The organism is Rubrobacter sp. M3-4 (genome assembly GCF_059772285.1).
Genome location: NZ_JCBAJP010000003.1, coordinates 152219 through 170254, shown reverse-complemented (window position 1 = coordinate 170254; position 18036 = coordinate 152219). Strand labels below are relative to the sequence as shown.

19 protein-coding genes are annotated in these 18036 nt (G+C 65.2%); all 19 read left to right on the top strand.

Features of this window, described 5'->3' with window-relative positions:
• The first annotated feature begins 1 nt into the window (after position 1).
• The 19 genes from atpG (at position 2) to hpf (ending at position 18018) form a co-directional block, all read left to right on the top strand.
• Positions 2 to 865, top strand: coding sequence for an ATP synthase F1 subunit gamma (gene atpG / locus AC6EKW_RS04760; protein ID WP_273887452.1), 864 nt, complete (start codon positions 2 to 4; stop codon positions 863 to 865).
• Positions 866 to 886: 21 nt separating this feature from the next.
• Entirely contained in the window at positions 887 to 2392 is a 1506-nt protein-coding gene (atpD, locus tag AC6EKW_RS04755) for a F0F1 ATP synthase subunit beta (RefSeq protein ID WP_273887453.1), read from the top strand.
• Entirely contained in the window at positions 2393 to 2848 is a 456-nt protein-coding gene (gene atpC, locus AC6EKW_RS04750) for an ATP synthase F1 subunit epsilon (protein WP_273887454.1), read from the top strand.
• Between the two features lie 46 nt (positions 2849 to 2894).
• Positions 2895 to 4184 (top strand): UDP-N-acetylglucosamine 1-carboxyvinyltransferase, encoded by a 1290-nt coding sequence (gene murA, locus AC6EKW_RS04745; RefSeq protein ID WP_273887455.1) that lies wholly within the window; start codon positions 2895 to 2897, stop codon positions 4182 to 4184.
• A gap of 149 nt (positions 4185 to 4333) precedes the next feature.
• Positions 4334 to 5404, top strand: a complete 1071-nt coding sequence (locus tag AC6EKW_RS04740) for a M20 family metallopeptidase (protein WP_273887456.1) — start codon at positions 4334 to 4336, stop codon at positions 5402 to 5404.
• Between the two features lie 89 nt (positions 5405 to 5493).
• Positions 5494 to 5883, top strand: coding sequence for an NADH-quinone oxidoreductase subunit A (locus AC6EKW_RS04735; RefSeq protein WP_273887457.1), 390 nt, complete (start codon positions 5494 to 5496; stop codon positions 5881 to 5883).
• Positions 5883 to 6641, top strand: coding sequence for an NADH-quinone oxidoreductase subunit B (locus AC6EKW_RS04730; protein ID WP_337958739.1), 759 nt, complete (start codon positions 5883 to 5885; stop codon positions 6639 to 6641). Before AC6EKW_RS04735 ends, AC6EKW_RS04730 begins: the two co-directional genes overlap by 1 nt.
• A gap of 2 nt (positions 6642 to 6643) precedes the next feature.
• A complete protein-coding gene (locus AC6EKW_RS04725; protein ID WP_498513804.1) occupies positions 6644 to 7135 on the top strand; it encodes an NADH-quinone oxidoreductase subunit C in 492 nt (163 codons plus the stop codon).
• Entirely contained in the window at positions 7135 to 8325 is a 1191-nt protein-coding gene (locus AC6EKW_RS04720) for an NADH-quinone oxidoreductase subunit D (RefSeq protein ID WP_273887459.1), read from the top strand. Before AC6EKW_RS04725 ends, AC6EKW_RS04720 begins: the two co-directional genes overlap by 1 nt.
• Position 8326: 1 nt before the next feature.
• On the top strand, positions 8327 to 9331 hold the full coding sequence (gene nuoH, locus AC6EKW_RS04715) for an NADH-quinone oxidoreductase subunit NuoH (protein WP_273887460.1): 1005 nt from the start codon (positions 8327 to 8329) through the stop codon (positions 9329 to 9331).
• 15 nt (positions 9332 to 9346) lie between these two features.
• Positions 9347 to 9865 (top strand): NuoI/complex I 23 kDa subunit family protein, encoded by a 519-nt coding sequence (locus AC6EKW_RS04710; RefSeq protein WP_273843330.1) that lies wholly within the window; start codon positions 9347 to 9349, stop codon positions 9863 to 9865.
• Positions 9862 to 10395 (top strand): NADH-quinone oxidoreductase subunit J family protein, encoded by a 534-nt coding sequence (locus AC6EKW_RS04705; RefSeq protein WP_273887461.1) that lies wholly within the window; start codon positions 9862 to 9864, stop codon positions 10393 to 10395. Before AC6EKW_RS04710 ends, AC6EKW_RS04705 begins: the two co-directional genes overlap by 4 nt.
• A complete protein-coding gene (nuoK, locus tag AC6EKW_RS04700; RefSeq protein WP_273887462.1) occupies positions 10388 to 10708 on the top strand; it encodes an NADH-quinone oxidoreductase subunit NuoK in 321 nt (106 codons plus the stop codon). Before AC6EKW_RS04705 ends, nuoK begins: the two co-directional genes overlap by 8 nt.
• A 16-nt stretch (positions 10709 to 10724) precedes the next feature.
• Positions 10725 to 12710 (top strand): NADH-quinone oxidoreductase subunit L, encoded by a 1986-nt coding sequence (nuoL, locus tag AC6EKW_RS04695; protein WP_273887463.1) that lies wholly within the window; start codon positions 10725 to 10727, stop codon positions 12708 to 12710.
• Positions 12707 to 14167, top strand: a complete 1461-nt coding sequence (locus AC6EKW_RS04690) for a complex I subunit 4 family protein (RefSeq protein ID WP_273887464.1) — start codon at positions 12707 to 12709, stop codon at positions 14165 to 14167. Before nuoL ends, AC6EKW_RS04690 begins: the two co-directional genes overlap by 4 nt.
• A gap of 1 nt (position 14168) precedes the next feature.
• On the top strand, positions 14169 to 15608 hold the full coding sequence (locus tag AC6EKW_RS04685; protein ID WP_273887465.1) for an NADH-quinone oxidoreductase subunit N: 1440 nt from the start codon (positions 14169 to 14171) through the stop codon (positions 15606 to 15608).
• An 11-nt stretch (positions 15609 to 15619) separates the two neighbouring features.
• Positions 15620 to 16723: a nucleotidyltransferase family protein gene (locus AC6EKW_RS04680; RefSeq protein ID WP_273887466.1), complete on the top strand. Its 1104-nt coding sequence runs from the start codon at positions 15620 to 15622 to the stop codon at positions 16721 to 16723.
• An 18-nt stretch (positions 16724 to 16741) separates the two neighbouring features.
• On the top strand, positions 16742 to 17431 hold the full coding sequence (locus tag AC6EKW_RS04675) for a ComF family protein (RefSeq protein ID WP_273887468.1): 690 nt from the start codon (positions 16742 to 16744) through the stop codon (positions 17429 to 17431).
• Positions 17432 to 17448: 17 nt separating this feature from the next.
• Positions 17449 to 18018 carry a ribosome hibernation-promoting factor, HPF/YfiA family gene (gene hpf, locus AC6EKW_RS04670; protein WP_273887469.1) on the top strand — a complete coding sequence of 190 codons (570 nt, stop codon included), beginning with the start codon at positions 17449 to 17451 and terminating at the stop codon, positions 18016 to 18018.
• Positions 18019 to 18036 lie beyond the last annotated feature (18 nt).

Sequence of the window (18036 nt, the reverse complement as noted above, 5' to 3'; positions counted from 1 at the left end):
CTTGGCCTCGGTCCGGGACATCAGGAGGCAGATCGCCTCCATAAAGAACATCTCCAAGATGACCGACGCCCTGCAGACGGTCTCCGGGGTGAAGTTCCGCAAGGCGGAGGCCGCTGTGAAGAGGTCGCGCCCCTACGCCGAGAACTTCGAGGAGATGATGCGGGCCGTCGCGGCGAGTTCGGGGAGCAAGAACCCGCTGCTCGTCGGCCGGGAGGAGGTGGGCGCGATCGCCGTCGCGACGCTCACCTCCGACCGCGGCCTGTGCGGAGCCTTCAACGCGCAGGTGATCCGTCGTACGATGGATTTCCGGCGCAGGCAGAGCGTGCCGGTCCGGCAGGTGGTGAGCGGGCGCAAGGGCATCGCCTTCTTCCGCTTCCGCAGGATAGAGCTGGCGGAGTCCTTCAGCGGCTTCACGGATTCACCGGCCTTCGAGAACGCGCAGGAGATCGGCCAGAGCCTCACCCGCCTGTTCGAGGGCGAGGAGGCCGATGAGGTATATCTCGTCTACAACCGCTTTCAGAGCGCGCTCGTGCAGCGGCCGGTGATCATGCGGCTCTTGCCCGCGGCGCCGGAGGAAGAGGAGGGCGAGCGGAGTACGTCGAGCCCCTTCGAGTTCGTTCCAGACGCGGACGTGATACTGGGCAAGCTCATCCCGCGCTACGTGGAGACGCAGGTCTTCCAGGCTCTCCTGGAGAGCGCGGCCGGGGAGCACGGGGCACGGATGACCGCGATGAAGAACGCCACGGACAACGCCAACGAGCTGGTGGAGACCCTGACGCTGCAGATGAACAAGGCGCGTCAGGCGCAGATCACGCGCGAGATAAGCGAGATCGCCGCCGGTGCGGAGGCACTGACGTCCGGATGAGTAGCGAGAAAGGGTGATCTCATGACCGAGGACGGGAACGAAAAGAGGCGCGAACGAGTCGGTGGTGAGGCCGACGGGCACGTGGAAGGCGGCGTCGGTCGGGTCGTAGAGGTGAAGGGGCCGGTGGTGGACGTGAGGTTCCCGCCGGAGGAGATCCCCGAGATCTACAACGCCCTCACGCTGGAGATGGACACCGGAGAGGGTGAGAAGACCACGTTGACCCTGGAGGTACAGCAGCTCCTCGGCGACGACGTGGCGCGTACGGTGGCGATGGGCCCCACCGACGGCCTGAAGCGCGGCGTGGAGGTCAGGGACACCGGCCGTCCGGTCGCGGTACCGGTGGGCAAGGCCGTCCTGGGCCGGGTGCTCAACGTGCTCGGTGAGCCCGTCGACGAGGAGGGGCCCATCGACGGCGCCGAGGATCGCTGGCCGATCCACCGTCCCGCGCCGCGCTTCGAGGACCTCTCCACCCAGGCCGAGCAGTTCGTCACCGGCATCAAGGTCGTCGACCTCCTGTGCCCGGTGAGGCGCGGCGGGAAGGTCGGGCTCTTCGGCGGTGCCGGTGTCGGGAAGACGGTCCTGATCCAGGAGCTCATCCACAACATCGCCTACCAGTACGAGGGGACGAGCGTCTTCGCCGGCGTCGGGGAGCGCACCCGCGAGGGCAACGACCTCTATCTGGAGATGCAGGAGGCCGGCGTTCTCGGGAACACCGCCCTCGTGTTCGGTCAGATGAACGAGCCGCCCGGCGCGCGCTTCAGGGTCGGGCTCACCGGCGTCACGCTCTCGGAGTACTTCCGGGACGAGCTCGGGCAGGACGTCCTCTTCTTCCTGGACAACATCTTCCGCTTCGCGCAGGCTGGCAACGAGGTCTCCACGCTCATGGGCCGGATGCCCTCCGAGGTCGGCTACCAGCCCACCCTCGGGACGGAGATGGGGGCCCTGCAGGAGAGGATCACCTCGACCAAGAAGGGTGCGATAACCAGCTTCCAGGCGGTCTACGTCCCGGCCGACGACTACACCGACCCCGCCCCCTTCACGGTCTTCGCCCACCTCGACTCCACGGTCGAGCTCACCAGGAGCCTCACCGAGCAGGGGATCTACCCGGCAGTCGACCCGCTGACCTCGACCTCGACCATCCTCGACCCGGCGGTGGTCGGTGAGGAGCACTACCAGGTGGCGCAGCAGGTGAAGAGCATCCTGCAGCGCTACAAGGAGCTGCAGGACATCATCGCGATCCTGGGTATCGATGAGCTCTCCGAGGAAGACAAGATGATCGTGGGGAGGGCCCGGAGGCTGCAGCGGTTCCTCTCGCAGCCGATGTTCGTCGCCGAGCAGTTCACCGGCCAGGAGGGCAAGTTCGTCGAGCTGGAGGAGAACGTACAGAGCTTCAAGGAGGTCGTCGAGGGCAAGCACGACGACCTTCCCGAGCAGGCCTTCTACATGGTCGGCGGTATCGACGAGGCGCTCGAGAAGGCCAGGAAGATAAGCGGCGAGGAGCGGGAGAAAGAGGGCGAGGCGGCCTAGGTGACGCAGGAGCAGCGCAGCGAGGAGAGCCGGCAGCTCTACTGCCGGGTCATAACCCCCGAGAGGGTCGTCTTCGACGAGCCGGCCGACCTCGTCATAACCCGCATCGCCGACGGCGACATCGGGGTCATGGCGCAGCATGCTCCGACGATCTCGACCGTCGAGATCGGGGAGGTGCGCATAAGACAGGGGGAGGAGGTAAAGATCTTCGCCGTCTCCGACGGGTTCTTCAAGATGTCCGAGAACCTGGTGCAGATACTGGTCGAGGAGGCGGTGCGACCCGAGGACATAGACGTAGAGGCCGCGGAGCACAGGATCGAGGAGGCCAGCAGATCTCTCGAGAGTCTGGACCGCGAACGGCCGGGCTGGGAGAGGATCGAACGGGAGATGGAGCGCCGCCGGAAGGTGGGGGAGAACTTGGTGTTGGTGGCGCGCCGGCACGGACAGCAGCAGTAGCCGCAGGGTACCGGCTACCGCGCTTCTAGGAAGGGGAGGATCGATCTTGGAGAGATTCGTGGTCGAGGGCGGCGGCGGGCTTTACGGAGAGGTCGAGGTCTCTGGCGCCAAGAACCTGGCGCTGAAGCTGATGGCGGCCTCGCTGCTCGCCGCCGGTCGGACGGTCCTGCACAACGTTCCGCACATAAGGGATGTGGAGACGATGCGCGCCGTGCTCGACGAGCTCGGCGCTCCTTCCGAGTTCTACGGGAGCACGCTGGAGATATACGGGGGGAGCATAACCTCCTACACCGCCCCGTACGAGCTGGTACGACAGATGCGGGCCAGCCTGGTCGTGCTGGGGCCGCTGGTGAGCCGCTTCGGGCAGGCGGAGGTCTCCGCCCCGGGCGGATGCAATCTGGGGTTGAGGAAGTTCAATTTCCACCTCGACGGGCTCAGGCGTCTCGGGGCGGACATAGAGCTGGATCACGGCTTCATCAAGGCCTCGGCTCCCCACGGGCTGCGGGGGGCGGAGGTCTTCTTCGACTATCCGAGCGTCACGGCGACCGAGAACATCATGATGGCGGCGGTTCTGGCCTCCGGGACGACGATAGTGGAGAACGGGGCGCGCGAGCCGGAGGTCGTGGAGCTGGCGCGCTTCCTGAACGCGATGGGGGCGCGTATCAGGGGGGCCGGAACCGGCCGGATAGTCATAGAGGGCGTGGAAGAGCTCCATCCGGTCGAGTTTGCCGTGATGCCCGACAGGATAGAGTCGGGGACCTTCATCATGGCCGCGGCTGCCGCCGGTGGCGACGTGAACGTGAAAAACGCCGTTCCGGAGCACCTCAAGATGGAGCTCGAGAAGCTGCGCGAGATGGGTGCGGAGCTCGATTTCGAGCCTGGGAAGCCCGGTGTGCGGGTGCGGGTCGAGGAGCCGGCTGAGCTCTCCAGCGTGGACATCTCGACGCTGCCCTTCCCGGGGTTCGCGACCGACCATCAGGCGCAGATGATGGTGCTGCTCACCCAGGTGAGCGGGGTCGGCATCATAACGGAGAACATCTTCGAGAACCGCTTCCAGGTCGCCGAGGAGCTCAACCGCATGGGGGCGGGGATAGACCTCTTCGGGGGACACCGGGCGCTGGTGAGGGGGCCGAAGCGGCTCTCGGGGACGGTCGTGCAGGCTCCGGAGCTGCGCGGCGGGGCCGCGCTGGTGATGGCGGGGCTCGTGGCGAGCGGGACGACCGTGGTGGAGGGTGCACACCACATACTGCGCGGGTACGAGAGGCTCGATGAGAAGCTCTCCTCGCTCGGCGCCTCGGTCTCGTTCGAGGCCGTGGATGCCCCGGCTCTGCGCTGAGCCCTCGTAGCCCCGGCCAGTCCGATATAGAATGGCGTCTCGGGTTTTGTGGTTCGCGGGTGGTCCGTTCGGGCCGCCCCGGGAGAAGAGGTGTCGTTCTGACGGTTGAGCTGAGAAGTACCGAGGTCTTCGCGCTGACGAAGACGCTCGTGCGGTACCGCTCCTACTCACCCGCGGGAGCCCAGTCGGTCATGGAGTTCATCGGGGGCTGGTTCGAGGCGCGGGGGTTCGAACCGATGCGGTACCCGGGGGCCGGGCCGGACGGCGGGTTGACTTCTCTGGCCGTGCGGATAGGCTCGGGGAGCCCACACATCCTGCTGCACGGGCACGCGGACGTGGTCCCGGCCGAGGAGAAGCAGTTCGAGCCCTACGAGAAGGGCGGCGAACTGCACGGACGGGGCACCTACGACATGAAGGGTGCTCTGGCCGCGATGATGTACGCCCTCGAAGACCTGAACGAGCTGGGATGCCCCGCGACGGTCGACCTCCTGGTGGTGCCCGACGAAGAAAAGGACTACGGCGGACCGAGCGGGGCGGAGATCCTGATCGAGAACGGACACGTAGGGGACTTCATCATCACCGGAGAGCCGACGGACTTCCGGATCGGGACGCAGGCCAAAGGGGTTCTGGACCTCAGGATAACTCTCTTCGGCAAGAGCGCGCACGGCTCCAGGCCCTGGCTCGGCAAGAACGCGGTGCTGCTCGCCGCCGAACACTACCGCAGGGTGACCGAGCTGCCTTTCACCAGAGAGCGCAGCGAGCTCTTCCCCTACCCGAGCATAAACCTCGCCAGGATCATAGGCGGAGACGTGATAAACCGCGTCCCCGACCGATGTACCTACGACCTCGACATCCGCTACCTCCCCGAGCAGGACCCGCAGGAGATCGTGCGCCAGATCCGTTCGATAGACCTGCCCGCCCGGGTCGAGGTACTCTTCTCGCGCGAGCCCACCTACGTCTCGCGCGGCAACCCATTCGTGCGCGCCCTGCGCGAGGTCGTCACCCGCCACTACCGCGCCAACCCGGTGAGCGTCGGACGACACGGCGCTTCGGATATCGTGTACTTCCAACGCGCCGGCGTCCCCGGCGTCGAGTTCGGCCCGATCGGAGGCGGCCACCACGGCCCCGACGAGTACGTCGTCTCCAGCTCCCTGGAGACCTACCGTCAGATGCTCGTCCAGTTCGTTCAGATCCTCGGAAAGCAACCAAAGTATCCATAAACTGAGCTTTTGCTACGATTAGTATCCACTTGAAAGTTGATTGTTTCACAGGTATATTCAGAACAGTTCCGAGGGCAGAAAGGGGTTGTGTGGCGTTAGCGCTGGTACAGCAGCAGATGTCCTACGGGGTGCTGTATCTGTACGTGGGGCTGTTCATGCTGCTGGTGGCGGGTTTCGTGGCGGTGGTTCTGATGGTGGCGCGGCTCATCTCGCCCAGCCGACGCTCGAAGGCGAAGAGCAACGTCTACGAGACGGGTGAGTTGAGCGTGACGGACCCGTGGAGGCCGTTCCCGGTGCGCTACTACGTCTTCGCGCTGCTCTTTCTGATCTTCGACGTCGAGACGGCGTTTCTGTATCCGTGGGCGGTGATCTACCGGACGCTGGGCGTCTACGGGTTCGTGGAGATGGTCGTGTTCGTGGTGATCCTCGCCGCCGGGCTGGTGTATGCCTGGAAGAAGGGGGCCCTCAAGTGGGTGTGATGCAGCAGTTCGAGGAACCCAACATCCTTACTACTACGACCGACAGGCTCTTCAACTGGGCGCGCAAGAACTCGCTTTGGCCGCTCCAGTTCGGGCTCGCCTGTTGTGCGATAGAGATGATGTCCACGGGGATGGCGCACAACGACCTCGACCGCTTCGGGGCCGGGTTCTTCGTGGCGTCTCCGCGGCAGGCTGACGTGATGATCGTCTCGGGCACCGTCTCGACCAAGATGGCCGAGCGGATGACGAGGCTCTACGAGCAGATGGCCGAGCCCAAGTGGGTGATAGCGATGGGGGCCTGCGCGATAAGCGGCGGGCCTTTTCTGGAGGGCTATTCGGTCTTGATGGGGGCGGACCGGGTGATCCCGGTGGACGTGTACGTACCGGGGTGTCCGCCGCGGCCCGAGGCGCTCATCTTCGGGATCATGACGCTGCAGAAGAAGATAGAGCGCGAGCGGCAGGTGGGCTACGAGAAGAAACCGCGTCCGGCGCTGGTGGACGAGGAGGGCAACGTCATGGAGTACCTCCCCGAGCGCGAGTACAGGAACATCAGCGAGGGCAAGGCGGCGCGGCTTCCCGGGATAAGGCCGCTCAAGCGCACCTACGTCTTCGAGCGCAAAGGGATGCCGCCGAAGAGCATGACGGACGTGGGTTGGATCCCTCCGGAGGCGAAGAAGAAGCTCCGGGCGCAGGAGAAGGCGCGCAAAGCGGCGGACCAGGGGAAGGATGCGCCGGCTGGCGATGGGGAGGGAGCCTGAAGATGACCGTAAGTCTGCCGGAGGGTGATCTGCAGGAGAGGCTCGAACGCTACCTGGAGGGTTTTCGGGAGCACGCGGAGCTCCAGGAGAGCGGGATCGAAGAGGACGTGGTCAGGATTGTGGTCGAGCCCGAGCTGGTTCCGCGGGTGCTCACGGTGGCGCGGGATGTGCTTGGGATAATGCATCTCTCGTTCATCACGATCGTGGACCGGCGGGGGCACTTCGATCTCACCTACGAGCTCCTCGATCTGCGCGGAGGGCGTGTTCGGGTCAAGACCACGCTCGAAGGTGAGGAGCCGGTCATAGAGAGCGTCACCAGCATCTATCCCACCGCCAACTGGCACGAGCGGGAGGCCTACGACATGTTCGGGATAGCCTTCAGGGGGCACCCGGACCTTAGGAGGGTCTACACCTGGCAGGACCACTTCGACCACCACCCGTTGCTGAAGAGCTTCGAGATAAGCACCAAACGCACTTTCGAGGGGTTGCGATAATGCTGAAGGAAGAAGAGAGGCGCCGCGCGGAGACCGTCGTCCCGGGTGGTCGGGAGAGCGGCAGGCTCGCCCGGCCGGACATCAGGGACGAGTTCGGGCTCGAGACGATGGACATGAACATGGGCCCGCAGCATCCCTCGATGCACGGGCTATTGCGGCTCGTACTCGAACTCGACGGTGAGACGGTGGTGCGGTGCGACCCGGTGATGGGTTATCTGCACCGTTGCCAGGAGAAGATAGCCGAGAACAGGCTCTACCCGGCGGTCATCCCGCTCACCGACAGGCTGGATTATCTGGCCAACATCCACAACGAGCACGGCTACTGCATGGCGGTGGAGGATCTCATGGACGTCGAGGTCCCGCCGCGGGCCGAGGCGATAAGGGTCCTCATGAGCGAGCTGATGCGGCTCGCGAGCCACATCCCCTCGATAGGGTTCCTGCTGCTCGAGCTGGGGGCATTCAGCCCGATACTGTATGCCTTCCGCGAGCGGGAGCGCATACAGGACATCTTCGAGGCGATAACCGGGGCCCGGATGATGTTCCACTACATCCGCATCGGGGGTGTGAAGGCAGATCTCCCCGAGGGGATGGAAGAGAGGATCTGGAACTACATCGAGAGCCTCGAAGCGAGCTTCAAGCGCGACTTCATAGACCTGATAGAGGGGAACGAGATCTTCGTCGCCCGCACGAGGGGGGTGGGCAAGCTCACCCAGCAGAAGGCGCTTGAGATCGGGCTCACCGGTCCGCCCCTGCGGTGCACCGGCGTCGACTTCGACGTACGGCGCGACTATCCCTACAGCTGGTATCCGAACGTAGAGTTCGACGTCGTGACGGACGAGGCCGGGGACGTCGAGGCCTCCTACCGGGTGCGGGTCAAGGAGTGCTACCAGAGCATGAGGATCATCAAGCAGGTCCTCGAGAAGATGCCCGAGGGGGAGGTCATGGCCGACCTCGGGCGGAGGCTCAGGCCACCGGAGGGCGAGGGCTTCGGGCGGGTGGAAGGTCCGCGCGGGGAGTTCGCCGTGCACGTCGTCTCCGACGGCACCGACGTTCCCTACCGGGTGCACTACCGCGACCCGAGCTTCGTCAACATGCAGATGCTGCAGGAGATCGTGCCGGGGCACTACCTGCCGGACATCATGCCGATAATGGGGCTCATCGACCCGGTCTCCGGGGGATGGGACAAGTAGGATGGGCGCCTTCGTGAACGCGCTCGACCAGGAGCCCTGGCGGTTCATCATCTCGTTCCTCGTGATCGTCGTGCTCACGCTCAACACCGCCGCGATCCTCACGCTCGCCGAGCGCAAGGTGGCGGGTTACATCCAGCTCCGCTACGGGCCCAACCGCACGGGGTTCCGGGGAATCCTGCAGCCCGCGGCGGACGTGATAAAGCTGTTCGTCAAGGAGAACGTCGCACCCGGGAAGGCGGACCGCTGGGTGTTCCTCGCCGCTCCCATAGCGATGTTCGTCCCGGCGGCCGTGATCTGGATGGTGGTCCCCTTCGCGCCGAAGGCGGTGGTCACGAACCTGAACATAGGGCTTCTGTTCGTGGTCTCGACCACCTCCATCGGGGCTCTCGGGGTGATAATGGCCGGTTACGGGAGCCACTCCAACTTCTCGCTGCTCGGGGCGCTCAGGGGAGCGGCGCAGATGATCTCCTACGAGGTGCCGCTCATCCTCAGCCTGCTCGGGACGATAATCCTCACCGGCAGCCTCTCGCTCTCCGACGTCGTGGACAAACAGGCCGGAGGATTCTGGCACTGGTACATCTGGTCGCAGCTGCCGATGTTCGCGGTCTTCTACATCGCTTCGATCGCGGAGGTCAAGCGGGTGCCCTTCGACCTGCCGGAGGGGGAGAGCGAGATCGTGGGCGGCTACCAGATAGAGTATTCCGGGATGACTTGGGCCATGATCCAGGCCTCCGAGTTCGCCTCGATGGGGCTGATGTCCGCGATCACGGTGACGCTCTTCCTCGGTGGGTGGCAGCCGCCGTTCGAGTTTCTGGACCTGGGGAACTTCGACTGGATCTGGTTCGGGCTCAAGACCGCTCTGGTCATGTTCACGCTGCAGTGGGTCCGCTGGAGCGTGCCCCGTTTCCGGATGGACCAGCTGATGGATCTCGGCTGGAAGGTTCTGGTGCCGCTTTCGCTGGTGTGGCTTCTGGTCACCGCCGCGGGGACGTTGATAGTCGGTTAGAGGAGGTCGTTGGCGATGCCACAGATCGGACAGGGAACTCTGAAGGGGATGGGGATAACCCTCAAGCACCTCCTCTCGAAGAAGATCACCCGTCAGTATCCCGAGTACAAGCGCCAGATGCCCGAGCGCTCGCGCGGGATGCTCACGGTGGACATGGACCGGTGCATCGCCTGCCTGCAGTGCATGAGGATCTGCCCGGACCACTGCATCTCGATCGACCAGACCAAGCGTGACTTCGACGGTTCGGGCAAACCCAAGCCGTTCGCCGTGGGGTTCATGATCGACGACTCGCGGTGCATGTACTGCTCGCTGTGCGTCGAGGTGTGTCCGGTCAACTGCATCTACCACACCGAGGAGTTCGAGGTGCAGGCCTACAGCCGGCTCGAGCTCGCCCGGCAGTTCGGAGAGCGGCCGGTCGACCCGACGGTGGATCCCAAGCCGCAGGTTAAGAAGAAGCGGCCGGTCAGGGGAGGATCGAAGGGGAAGGCCGCGGCGAAGAAGAAGGCCGCCGGCAAGGAGGAAGAGGCGGCTTGATAGCGGTATTCGCGGTCCTGGCCTGCATAACGCTGCTCTCGGCCTTCGGGGTCGTCATCAGCCGCAGCGTCGTCCACTCGGCGCTGTTTATGGCCGGGGCCTTCCTGGGGGTAGCCGGGTTCTACGTGATGCTGCACTCGCCGGCGCTCGCCGCGCTGCAGGTGCTCATCTACGTCGGGGCCGTCACGGTGGTCATCCTCTTCGGGATCATGTTCACCCAGAAGCCGCAGGCCAGGCGCTTCCGGATGATCCTCAACAGGCAGGTGTGGGGAGGTTTCGTGGTTGCGGCGGGGGTCGCGGCCATCCTCATCTACGTCTTCCTGGAGCAGGACTGGGGTGGGACCTCACCGGGCCACGGGCCCCGGCTGGTCGCCCAGCTCGGCAGGATACTGGTCGGCACCGGCGGGGCGCCGCAGATCTTCGGGCTTCTGTTCGAGGTGTCTTCGGTGCTGCTCCTCGTGGCCACCGTCGCCGCGATAGTGATAAGCCGTCGCAGGCCCGAACGGCCGACGGAGAGGGGGGGTGAGTGAGGGCGTGATACCGCTTCAGGCCTACCTGATAGTCGCGGCGCTCATGTTCGCCCTCGGTGCGTGGGGGGTGACGATCCGGCGCAACGCGATCGTCGTGTTCATGTGCGTCGAGCTGATGATAAACGCGGTCAACCTCACGCTGGTGGCCTTCTCGGACTACCTGCCGAAGGCGCACGGGGCCGGCAGCGGCTATGCTGTCGTCGTGATCGCCATAGCCGCCGCCGAGGTCGCCGTCGGGCTCGCCATAGTGATCGCGGTCTTCAGGACGCGCAGGACGGTCAACATAGACGAGATCGATTCCATGAAGGGCTAGGGAGGAAGCGGAAGAGTTGAACACGGCGGGATCGCAGCTCATCATCGCGGCCATAGTCGGGCTGCCTTTCATGTCCTTTCTCGCGTGCGTCTTCCTCGGGCGGCGCCTGAAGGAGAACGCCCAGTACGTCTCGATACTTGCCGTCACGATCTCGCTCGTCTTCTCCGTCTTCGCGCTTCTGTGGGTCGCCGGGGTGCTGCCCGCGAGCGGGGGCCAGATCTCTTTCTCTGTGCCCTGGATAGGACTCGGGGAGAACGCGACGTTCCCGATGGGCGTGCAGATCGGGCACTGGACGGCGGTCATGCTCGTGATCGTGTGTTTCGTGAGCCTGATGGTGCAGCTCTTCTCCGGCGGGTACATGGCGGGTCATCCCCGGTTCGCCTGGTACTACGCGGTGGTGAGCATCTTCACCGGTTCGATGCTCGGGCTCGTCGTCTCTCCGAACTTCATCCAGGCGTACTTCTTCTGGGAGCTCGTCGGCGGGACCTCTTATCTGATCCACGGCTTCTACTTCGAGCGTCCGGCGGCGACCTACGCGGCGCAGAAGGCTTTCATCGTCAACCGGGTGGCCGACGCGGCGCTCTTTATCGGGATCATGGTCTTCTGGCGCGAGACGGGGACGACCTCCTTCTCCGGGATAGCCGAGGCGGCGAAGGCCGGGATCATCGGGCAGACGGCGCTCACCATCGGACTTCTCCTGGTTCTGCTCGGGGCGACGGGCAAGAGCGCGCAGTTCCCGCTGCACGTGTGGCTCTCGAACGCCATGCAGGGTCCGACCCCGCTCTCGGCCCTGATCCACGCGGCGGCGATGATCGTCACCGGCGTCTACGTGATCTCGCGCACCTACGACATCTTCGTCCAGAGCCCTACGGCGATGGAGGTCGTCGCGATAGTCGGGGCGTTCACCGCGTTCATGGCGGCGACGATGGCGCTGGTGCAGAAGGACATAAAGCAGATAATCGCTTACTCGACGATCTCGCAGTTCGGGTACGTGATGCTCGGGCTCGGCGTCGGGGCCTTCACGGCCGGTGTCTTCCACATCTACACCCACGCGCTCTTCAAGTCGCTTCTGTTCCTGCTCGCGGCGAACCTGGGGTACGCCGTGGCCGGCAGCTCTGACATGCGGGTGATGGGTGGACTGAAGAGCAGGATGCCGGTCACCTACTGGGCTTTCGTGATAGCCGGTCTCGCGCTCGCCGGGGTCTTCCCGTTCAGCGGGTTCTGGAGCAAGGACGCTGTGATAGCGGCGGCTTACGAGGGAGGGCACTACGTGCTCTTCGCCCTGGCCCTTCTTACGGTGGGGCTGACCGCGTTCTACATCTTCCGGGGGATCTTCATCTGCTTCCACGGGGAGCCGCGCAGCGAAGACGCGCGCAAGGCGAGCGAGGTTCCCGTGATAATGCGCGTGCCGGTCGTGATACTGGCCTTTCTGTCGGTGGTCGCCGGCTGGGTTGGTATCCCCAAGGGGTTCGGGCTGCCCGTGAAGGACGTCTTCGGGGACTTCGTGCGCCCCGACCGGTTCGTGCAGAGCATGACGCACGCGAACCCGGGGCTGTTCAGCTTCGTGCTGGCAGGCATCTCGGTTCTCTTCGCGCTCGTCGGGCTGTGGCTCGCGTACGTGTTCGTGCTGGCGCGGCCTCAGTGGGCCGAGGCGCTCGGGAGGAGGTTGCCGGTGGTTCACGACTTCCTCCTCAACGGTTGGTACTTCGACCTCTGTTACGACAGGCTCTTCGTCCGTCCGGCCAAAGCCCTCGGACGGGCGGTGCGTGACTTCGATCTGCGGGAGGTTGGTGGTTTGGTGAGCGGCTTTGGCAGGGGCGCGGGATGGGCCGGCGAGAAGCTGCGCTCGCTTCAGACCGGCGGAGCCCAGAACTACGCGCTCTTCATACTCTTCGGGGCTTTCGCGGTGGCGGTGCTCGCGAGCGCGCAGTACTCGTTCATCGCCGTCATCGTGCTCGTGGCGTTCGGGCTGGCGGCTGCTGCGGTGGGGTCCAGGCTGTGATCACGACGGTAACGATATTCATCCCGCTGCTCGGCGCCCTGCTGATGATGCTTTTGCCGAAGGAGTTCGAGGAGAGGAGGGTGCGCGCCATCGCGGCCGCGGTCGCGGCCGTTCCGCTCGCGCTCGCGCTCTACGTCTACTTCGTCTACCGGCACGATCTGGGTGCGCCGGCTCTCACCCAGAACGTCACCTGGGTCTCCTCCCTGAACATCGGCTACCGGGTCGGGCTCGACGGCATAGGGTTCGGGATGTTCCTGCTGACGGCGCTGCTCACGCTCATCGCGGTGGTGGCGGCGTGGGACGTGCGACGCAACCTGAGGCAGTACTTCGCGCTGCTGTTCGTCGCCGAGGTGGGGATGCTCGGGGTCTTCGCCGCGCAGGATCTCGTTCTCTTCTACGTGTTCTTCGAGCTGACGCTGCTCCCGATGTATCTGCTGGTGGGTGCGTGGGGGGACGAAAACCGGAGGGCCGCGGCGATAAAGTTCTTCCTCTACACGTTCCTCGGGAGCACGATAATGCTCGCGGGATTTCTGGCGTTCGGTATCCTGGCCGGGAGTTTCTCCTTCTCCACCCTCGAAGGTGGAGGGGGGCTCTCGCGGGCCGCCCAGGTGGCGGTCGCCGCCCCGATAGTGCTCGGGCTCCTGATCAAGGTGCCGGCCGTGCCGCTGCACGGGTGGCTCCTCGACGTCTACCTCTCCAGCCCGACCTCGACCAACGTGGTGCTCTCTGGGATACTGCCGAAGCTCGGGACCTACGGGCTCTTGCGGGTCGCGATCCCGCTCCTGCCGCAGGGGGTGCATCCGTTTTTGCCGTACATCGCGATCCTGGCGGTGGTAAACATACTCTATGGAGCCTTCGTCGGGTTCATGCAGCCGGATCTGAAGGCGCTCGTCTCCTACTCGTCGCTGGCGACGCTCGGGTTCATCCTGCTCGGGGCTTCCGCGGTGAACACCGTGGGATACAACGGAGCGGTGCTGCAGCAGTTCACCCACGGGCTCTACTCGGCGCTTTTGTTCGTGGTGGTGGGGATCTTCCAGGCGCGCACCGGCACCCGCGAGATCTCCCAGCTCGGAGGGCTTGTGGGAAGGATGCCGTGGGCCGCGTCACTCTTCGCGATAGGTTCGCTGGCCGCCATGGGACTGCCGGGGCTTGCGGTCTTCTCCTCGGAGTTCATGACGCTCCTCGGTGGGTACGACGCGCATCCCGTACAGGCCGTCCTCGCGGCGCTCGGGATCGTCACGGGGGCCTTCTACTTCCTGTACATGCTCGCGCGGGTGATCTTCGGCCCCATAAAGAACCCGGCGTACGAGGCGATACAGGATGCCACGCCGCTCGAGATGACGGCCATCTTCCCGCTGGCCGCGTTGCTGGTCCTGATCGGGTTCTTCCCCGGGCTGCTGGTGGTGGTTCAGCATCATGCGGTCCAGAGCGTGCTGACTGTCATAGGAGGTGGCTAGCGTGCCCTACTCTGCAGAGTCCCTCGTTGCGCTCTTGCCCGAGATCATCGGGGCTGTTTTCCTGCTGGTGGTCCTGATGGTGGGCGTCTTCCTGCCGGGCTCGGTGCGCGTGGTCGGAGGGCTCGCGGCCGCCGGCGCCGCGGCGGTCTTCGCGGCGGCCACGTGGATGTTCGCGAGCGGGTTCCACGGGACGTTCTTCGGCGGCGGGTACGTGGTCGACGGGTTCGCGCTCTACTTCGAGCTGCTCGTCGCCGGGTGCGCGTTTTTCACCGTCGTGGCCTGTTTGGGCTGGGCCCGGAGTGCGGGGGATGCGACGGAGTATCTGGTGCTCATCCTCTCGGTGATGCTGGGGGCGACGCTCCTGGTCTCGATGCGGGACCTCTTCGGCGTCTTCCTCGCGCTCGAGCTCTCCACGATCCCCTCCTACGCCCTCGTGGCGTTCGACCGTCGCAGGAGGGAGAGCCCCGAGGGGGCGATGAAGTACATCATAACCGGGGCGGTGGCCTCCTCCGTGCTGCTCTACGGGATCGTCCTGATCTACGGTACGACCGGATCCGCCTCGCTGCCCGACGTCGCGAAGACTTTCTCCGGGCCGCAACAGCCGGCGGCGCTGCTCGGGCTTCTGCTGCTCATCAGCGGCTTCGCCTTCAAGGTCTCCGCCGCGCCGTTCCATTTCTGGACCCCGGACGCCTACCAGGGGGCGCCGGCGACGGCGGCGGCCTTCCTCTCGGTTGCCCCGAAGATGGCCACCTTCGCCGTCTTCCTCCGGGTGCTGACCGAGGGGGCCCCCGGGGAGGCTCCCGTCTGGACGGCGGTGCTGGCGGTGATCGCGATCGTGACGATGTTCGCCGGGAACCTGCCGGCTTTGCGCCAGACGAACGTCCGCAGGATGCTCGCCTACAGCTCTGTCGCACACTCGGGGTACGTGCTCACCGCGTTCGCGGCCTGGCAGGGGAACGCCAGGGCGGAGGCCGTGCAGGCGGTGATGATCTACGCTGCCGCCTACGCGGTGATGAACCTCGGGGCTTTTCTCGTGGTGGATATCGTCGGGGAGGAAGCGAAGAGCTTCAACGGCCTCGTGAGGACCCGGCCGGGGCTGGCGGCGAGCATGTTCGTGTTCATGGCCGCTCTGGTCGGGATACCGCCGCTCTCGGGGTTCTGGGGCAAGCTGTGGGTCATCCTCTCCGGTGCCGGCTCGGGGTCCGTGCTGACCTACGTGACGGTTGGGGCCCTGGTGGTGAGCACGGTGATCTCCGTTCCGTACTATTTCGGGATAGTCAGGGGGATGTTGCTCGAGGAGCCGGTCTCCTCCGAGGTGGTGAAGAAAGGTGAGCCGGCGGGCCTGCGCCTCGCCGTACACACGCTCGCCTTCCTCACGTTCGTCTTCTTCGTGGGCATAGCACCCCTCTCGGCGGTGGCCAGGGCCGCCGGTATGTTGTAAGCTGCATCATCATGCAGGCAGTAGTACTGGTTGGAGGGCTGGGGACGCGTCTGCGTCCCATCACATATGACATCCCCAAGGCACTCGTGCCGCTGCGCAACGAGCCCTTCATGGGGTACATGGTCGACTTTCTGCGCTCCGGCGGGATAGACGGAGCGGTGCTCTCGCTCGGGTATCTGCCGGACCCGATCCAGGAGTACTTCGCCGGACGGGAGGATCTGAAGGACTTCCGTGTGGACTACGCGGTGGAGAAGCGGCCGCTCGGGACGGCGGGGGGACTCAAGAACGCCGAGCAGTACCTCGACGGGGGGACCATCGTGGCGGTAAACGGGGACGTTCTCTCCGGGCTGAACCTCAGGGAGGCCATAGAGGCCCACAGGAGCACGGACGCCCTCGCCACGATCACGCTCACGACCGTCGAGGATCCTTCGGCCTACGGGCTCGTCGAGGTGGACCACGAGATGCTCGTCCGGCGTTTCATCGAGAAGCCGGCCTACGACGAGATCACGACCAACCTGGTGAACGCCGGAATCTACGTGCTCGAGCCGGAGGTCTTCCGGATGATCCCGCGTGGCCGGGAGGTCTCCATAGAGCGGGAGATCTTCCCCCGGCTGCAGGAGCAGGGGAGGCTGCGGGCGTACGTCTCGAGTGCTTACTGGAAGGACATCGGGACGCCGAGGAGCTACCTCGCGGCCTCCTACGACGTGCTCTCCGGTGCGGTCGGGGCTGACGACGGCTTCGCATACCTGGACGTGGACGAGTCGGTGCAGCTCGCGAAGAACGTGAAGCTCTTGCCTCCGGTCTCGATCGCACCCGGCTGCAAGGTCGGGAGGGGGGCGACCATCGGTGGAAGGAGCGCCATCGGCGAAGGATGCAGGATCGGCAGCGGGGCCGTCGTGGAGGGGAGCATCCTCCTGGCGGGAGCTGAGGTGGAGCCCGGTGCCGTCGTGCGGGGTTCGATAATCGGCCCCGGTGCGCGGGTGTGCCGACAGGCGATAGTGCGCGGGCTCTCGGTCCTCGGGGCCAACTCGGTCGTCGGGGAGGGGAACGTCCTGGATCAGGGGATAAGGATAAACCCCGGCGTGGTGCTCCCCCCGAAGAGCATAAGCTTCTGAATCGCTATCCTGGATGAGATGGGAGGGTTCGAGCCCTACCTGCAGGCCCTGGCGGATCTCTTCTACCCGCAGCGCTGTGTCGGGTGCGGTGAGCGGGCCAGGGACGTCCTCTGCCGCGGGTGCTTCGAGCGGCTCCCCCTGATCTCGGGGCCTCTGTGCGAGCGATGTGGGGCGCCTTCCACCTTCGCGACGCCGGTGTGCGGGCGATGCAGGGGCCTGGATTACGCGTTCGAGAGGGCGCGCTCCGCCCTGGTCTACGAGGGTGTGGGGAAGGAGCTCGTACACACCCTCAAGTATCAGGCGTATTTCGGGGCCGTCGAACGGGTCCTGGCCCCGCTCCTCACCGGGCTCGTCGAGGGGAGGTTCGATCTCATCGTCCCCGTGCCCCTGCACCGCTCGCGGCTGAGGAAGCGAGGGTTCAACCAGTCGTGGGTGATCGCCCGGGCGCTCGCACGGAGGATAAACACACCCGTATCGGATAAACTTGTGGTTGTGAGGAGGACCAGGGATCAGGTCGATCTCTCGGGCCGCGAGCGGTGGGCGAACGTCAGGGGCGCGTTCGGGGCCCGGGAGGCCGTGGTGGGGAGGGTCCTGCTGGTCGACGACGTGTTCACCACCGGTGCCACCATGAGTGCTTGTGCCGCAGCGCTGCTCGAAGCCGGAGCGGAGCAGGTCCATGCCTTGAGCGTCTGCAGGACGCTCCTCTAGGGGAAAGGAGGGAGCAGGTGGAGATAACGATCAAGGGGCGCAACATCTCCGTCACGGAGGCACTCGAGGACTACGCCCGGGAGAAGGTCTCCCGCCTGAGCAAGTTCTTCGACGACGAGCGCAGCGCGGCGCGGGCCGAGGTCGAGCTCATCCACGAGCGCAACCCGTCGATACCCGAGCCGGAGGTGGCGGAGACGACGCTCTTCATAAACGGGGCCGTGCTCAGGGCCCGGGGTGCCTCCCCGGACATGTACGCCTCGATAGATTTGATGAGCGACAAGCTCGAGCGGCAGGTCAGGCGCTACAGGGGAAGGCAGATCGACCGCTGGCACGGTCAGATCAAGAAGGGGGGATCCCAGAAGCCTCAGGAGGAGGCGAAGGTCCCGCAGGACGAAGACGAGATAGAGGCTAAAATAGTCAGGACCAAGCAGTTTCAGATGAAGCCGATGAGCCCCGAGGAGGCGGCGCTGCAGATGGAGCTGCTGGACCACGACTTCTACGTGTTCACCAGCGCCGAGACCGGGGAGATAAACGTGGTCTACCGGCGGCGCGACGGGAACTACGGCCTCATCGAGCCCGCGCGATAAAATAAGCTCTGGCTCGAA